Source organism: Acidovorax sacchari (genome assembly GCF_042847045.1).
Lineage (GTDB): Bacteria > Pseudomonadota > Gammaproteobacteria > Burkholderiales > Burkholderiaceae_C > Paracidovorax > Paracidovorax sacchari.
Genome location: NZ_AP035783.1, coordinates 3,153,902 through 3,158,874, shown reverse-complemented (window position 1 = coordinate 3,158,874; position 4,973 = coordinate 3,153,902). Strand labels below are relative to the sequence as shown.

The window sequence follows — 4,973 nt, the reverse complement described above, 5'->3', positions numbered from 1 at the left end:
GGAAGGTCTGCACAACACACGCATAAGCGTGCTGACGTCTAAACCTATCGATCTGCAACGCGGCAAAGGCCTATTTCACCCCAGTTCAAGCGTCCGCGGCTGCGGATTGGCAGCCGAGGTGGCCTGCTTGGCGAACTGCGGGCGCACTCATGCCAAGGCAGCCAGCAATTTGCGCCGCACCAGCCAGAGATTGGCCAACGCAAACAGCGTGTGCAGCTGTGCCGTGTTCTTGGCCAGCCCTCGGTAGCGCACCTTGGCATGCCCGAACTGGCGCTTGAGAACGCGGAACGGGTGTTCGACCCGCGCGCGGATGCCCGCCTTCACGCGCTCGAGTTGCCGGGTCAAGGCTTCGATCGGTTTGGCCGGATCCAGCAGGCGACGTTTGCCCGGCCGCATGGCGATGTGCCAGTTCACGTCGCGCCTGGCATCAGGGCGTTGGCCGGCACCTTGGTAGCCAGCATCGGCATAGACATCGTGGTCGCTTGCGCGCACTAGACTGTTGGCCTCGATCACATCATTGACCGCGCCGCTGGTGCCGCGCACGGTGTGTACCAGGCCCGAGTCGGCGTCCACTCCGATATGGCACTTCATACCGAAGTACCACTGCTGCCCCTTGCGGCTTTGCTTCATCTCCGGGTCGCGCTCGCCGCTGCTGTTCTTGGTCGAACTGGGCGCTGCGATCAAGGTGGCGTCCACCACCGTGCCGCTCTTGAGCATCACGCCCTTGGCGCTGAGCAGATCGTTGACGGTCTGCAGGATTTGCGCCGCCAGCTTGTGTTTCTCCAGCAGGTGTCGGAACCTCAGGATCGTGCTCTCGTCGGGCAGCCGCTCATCCCAGCCCTCGAGCCCTGCGAACTCGCGGAACACCGGCATGTCGTGCCGCGCTTCTTCCATGGCCGGGTCGCTCAGCGCGAACCACTGCTGCATGAAATGGATGCGCAGCATGGTCTCGCACGGGAACGGAGGACGCCCCCGCTTGCCTTCGGGCAGGTACGGCGACACCAGGGCCACCAGTTCAGCCCAAGGTACGACCTTCTCCATCTCATCCAGGAATTCCCGCCGCCGCGTTCGCTTCGCCGTCATTCCCAGGCCCAAGCTGTGCTGTTTCATGCGACGTATCGTCTCAGGGCTTCACGACAATGCCAAGCATGTCGTGGGGCGGTTTATGCAGACCTTCCTTAGAGCATGTTATGAGCTTCACGCAGTAGCCAGTACGCTCACGGCGGCGGGCAACATGAGCACTGCGAAGACCAGAAATGCAGTCCGCCAAGCACCTCTGGTAACCGCTCATAGTTCCTTGAGAGCCTGCGGAACCTCGTCAACCAGCCGCAGCTTCTCTCCATCACCCGGCAGGGCGACGTGGTGGGCACGATCACGCAGCGCGACGCCAACGGCTTCGTGGTGGGCATCCGCCAGCCGAAGGTGACGGGCAGCGCGGCGCAGGCCCCGGACGGAAGCCTGGCGGCAGCGCTGACGAACCAGGCGACGCAGGCCACGAGCAACGACGCGCGCTACGACCGCATGTTCGTGAACGACGCCAACGGCACGGCGGTGTTCGTGAGCCAGGGCGGGTTCAACAAGAAGACCGAGGTCAACAGCAGCATCGCCAACCCGGCCTCGGGCTACCAGGGCGGGGTGACGGGAAGCGCCCTGACCCCCGGCCACGTGCAGCGCCAGCTGGTCGCGAACGGCGAAGTGCTGGCGCGCTACGGCGACGCACCCACCCAGGAGGAGAACACGCCCCAGACCAACAACCCGGCGTACGTGGACACGGCCGACTTCCGCCTGCAGGCCGCGCAGATCCGCCCGCGCCACAAGAGCCTGGACCCGGTGGCCTACACGGTGGTGGGGGGCGAGACGCTGAAAGACATCGCGCGCAACGTGCTGGGCGACGCGAGCCTGTGGTGGCGCATCGCGGACGCCAACAGCCTGGCGGTGTCGGGCGACGGGGCGCTGACGGCGGGGCAGACGCTGACGGTGCCCAAGCTGGCGCTGAATGCGAACAGCGTGGAGACGTTCCAGCCGTACGACCCGAGCCAGGCGATGGGGAGCATGGACCCGGTGTTGCCGGTGCCGGCAAACGGGGGCGGGTGCGGGGGGATCGGGGCGATCATCATGATCGTCATCGCAGTGGTCGCGACGATCTACACGGCGGGGTTGCTCACCGGGGCTTCCGGAGCCTTGGGCGAGACGCTCGTGGCCGGCGCCCAGGCCATGTTGCCTGGAGGCATGACCATCGCCGAAGGAGCGGTCGCCGGGGCCGTGGGATCGGTCGCCAGCCAGGCTGTTGGCATCGCCATTGGCGCGCAGAAGGGCTTCAATTGGAAAAGCGTGGGGCTCGCAGCCGTGAGTAGCGGAGTGACCGCGGGATTGGGCAACCCCAGCTGGTTGTCCGACCTGGGCACCTTCGGCAATGCGGCGATGAAGCAGGCTGTCTCGGGCACGATCTCCCAAGGCATCGGCACCGTGCTGGGCCTGCAGCCACGCTTCGACTGGAAGGGGGTGGTGGCTGGCGCTATCGGCGCCGGCGTGGGAGCTTCCGTAGGCAGCGCTCTGGACAAAGCCAACGCGTTCGGAAGCTGGGGCAGCGATTTCGCGACGGGGTTGGCGCGTGGAACCGTGTCGGGCTTTGCTGCAGGGATGACCACGGCGGTGCTGAAGGGCGGGCGTGTCAGCGTGCAGCAGGTGGCGACTGATGCGTTTGGGAATGCATTGGGGAACTCTCTGGCGACAGCAAGCAATGGTGGCAGCTATCGAGGCCAAGGAACTGGATCCAGTCCGTATGTGGACCCGGATACCGGCGAACACATCGTATTTGGCAAGCCGTATGAGCCAAACTTCCCGCAGATGCAGTAGTTCGTGGGCGCCGTCGGCGATGGCTCGACGCCGCCGGTGGATCGCAGCAATGACGTACTGCTGGCAGCCGGTGATGGATTCACGATGGGACGCGGCCCTGTCTCGATCGAGCAGCGTGGGCGTACGGTATACATCACCGAAAAGGGGGCTGGGCCCTCCGTTGATGCAATGCTGGCTAAGGCTAAAGCCGACATGAAAGATCTTGATCGGTTGCGCGATGAAGAAATAACAGCGGCATTGAACCGCAATAGTGTGATTCGCGAAACCGTGACGCCGATCTTCGAGCCTTTCACAATCGAGATTCCCCCGATGTTGCGCGCGATCGCTGGCGGTGTCGGTGATGTTATGGCAGGGATGATAGTGGGGTTGGCGGACCTCACGGTCGCACCGCTCGCCGATTTGGCGCAGACCGGCTTGAAGGCGTTGCACGGCGCAGTTACAGGGGATTACAAGCCAATAATCCCGTTGAGTTCCTATGCCGACAGCGTGGTGAATGGAGATGCAGGTACCTGGGAAGGTATCAAAGCCACCGGAGTGAACGTTTTCAATGTCTCGCCGCTCGGGATGGTTTACCACGCGGGCACCGGTGCCTACGGCTTGACCACTGCCGCGATGAACGGTGATGTGCGTGGGTTGACGCGGGAGGGCCTCGGGCTCGGCTTAAATTTTGCGGGAGCGGCCGTTGTTCCTATGGGGATTACGCGTACGCCTGCTACGCGGAGCTTTTTGGTCCAAACAGAGGCTTCTGCAGTTGACCTTGGTGCTAAAACTAGGCCTCAACTGCAATTCGGTAATACAAACACTGCGGCCTCCATTGTCACGCGGGATGGAAGCCTCAGCCGAAATGTTTCGTGGTTCGATCAGCAGGCTGTGCTGGACAACATGGCGACTTCTGAAATTGGCAGGCAGGTTCTCCATGCCGCACAAACCAATCGATTTAGGCTCGAGTTTTCCAAGAGCTATTTCCAGCAAGGAGTTAACGGCACAGTCGACACTGGAATGAAGGGCTATGCCTTTGAGACGAAGGCCAAGGTATATTTGCCTGCGCACTCATCGAATGCCGAGGTTGCATCCACAGCTATTCATGAGGGGATTCACGAGCTTGGCGTGGTTGGGTCTCAACGCGCAGAAGCCTTGGCGCGCTTGGCGGAGATTCAGCATCAAGGTGGCGCGATTAATTTCTCGACCATGCGCGGTGTTGTTAGAGACGTTCGTTCCGCGACCTTCCAAGACGGAACACCCGTATACTCTGGTATGCCTTGGAGCCTTGGCGAGCAATCCTCGGCATTCCCTGGTGTCCGGTTTTGAAGGAGCGCAAGATGTGGAAGCCGTCAGATATTTGTAGTGACCAACGCTATCGTTTGCTTCTGATCCAGTCAGCCACAGGTTCCCGAAGCTTCGTTCTGCAGGACGAGCGCGAGATGCCAACGGTCGAAGGATTGTTTTCATTTACGGAGAGGGTCTCAAATGAACTTCTTGTTAGGAGAAATCTTCGAGCCATTTCCAAGGAGGTATCTCTCGTAAATGGAGAGGCATTCTATGTAGATGCTCATGGTGTTTGGCTGACCGCAGCTGAGATGGCCGCCATACTGCAAGACAAGGAAGACGATGAAATTCCTTGGTTGAACTCTTTGCCCCCGAAACTGGCGCCGAAGTGACCTGACCTTGTTCTTGGACAGCCCCCCGATAGCGCACCTTGGCGTGACCGACCTGCTGCTTGATCACCCGGAACGGGTGCTCCGCCTTCGCCCCGGATATATGGGGCGGTCTCAAATTTGAAGTGCAACGCCTGAGCCTCGGATAATTTTGCAATACACACTTCAGCCTGAGGATCGCCTCACGTTATCGCTGGTCCAGCAATGATGAGCGGGCGATTATCGCCACCGCCTTTTGGGCGCAGTCCAGCACCGTGTAAGCCGCTTCGAGTTCCCCGGAGGCTCAACATGAGATCGACCCCTAATTCAGGAGTCGGAATCAGAAAGTGTCGCAGCGCTCGGATGTGGCGTACCACGATGCCGGCGGCGTGACGGGCCTGGGGTACGACGCGGCTGGCAACCTGAAAGGCGTGCGGCAGGACGGAGACGGCGGTACCACCACGACGACCTACCAGGGAACCT

4 protein-coding genes and 1 pseudogene are annotated in these 4,973 nt (G+C 61.5%); 3 read left to right on the top strand and 2 right to left on the bottom strand.

Going from position 1 to position 4,973, the window contains the following annotated elements:
- Positions 1 to 147 precede the first annotated feature (147 nt).
- On the bottom strand, positions 148 to 1,110 hold the full coding sequence (locus tag ACGHC0_RS14180; protein ID WP_415265913.1) for an IS5 family transposase: 963 nt from the start codon (positions 1,108 to 1,110) through the stop codon (positions 148 to 150).
- Between the two features lie 87 nt (positions 1,111 to 1,197).
- Positions 1,198 to 1,346, bottom strand: a pseudogene (locus ACGHC0_RS14175) (IS5/IS1182 family transposase); the annotation flags it as partial.
- A gap of 16 nt (positions 1,347 to 1,362) precedes the next feature.
- Here ACGHC0_RS14175 and ACGHC0_RS14170 point away from each other — a divergent pair.
- The 3 genes from ACGHC0_RS14170 to ACGHC0_RS14160 all read left to right on the top strand — a co-directional run bounded on the left by ACGHC0_RS14170 (position 1,363) and on the right by ACGHC0_RS14160 (position 4,514).
- Positions 1,363 to 2,856 carry a LysM peptidoglycan-binding domain-containing protein gene (locus ACGHC0_RS14170; RefSeq protein WP_415265912.1) on the top strand — a complete coding sequence of 498 codons (1,494 nt, stop codon included), beginning with the start codon at positions 1,363 to 1,365 and terminating at the stop codon, positions 2,854 to 2,856.
- 3 nt (positions 2,857 to 2,859) lie between these two features.
- Entirely contained in the window at positions 2,860 to 4,164 is a 1,305-nt protein-coding gene (locus ACGHC0_RS14165) for a hypothetical protein (protein WP_415265911.1), read from the top strand.
- 113 nt (positions 4,165 to 4,277) lie between these two features.
- On the top strand, positions 4,278 to 4,514 hold the full coding sequence (locus ACGHC0_RS14160) for a hypothetical protein (RefSeq protein ID WP_415268463.1): 237 nt from the start codon (positions 4,278 to 4,280) through the stop codon (positions 4,512 to 4,514).
- The last annotated feature ends 459 nt before the right edge of the window (positions 4,515 to 4,973 follow it).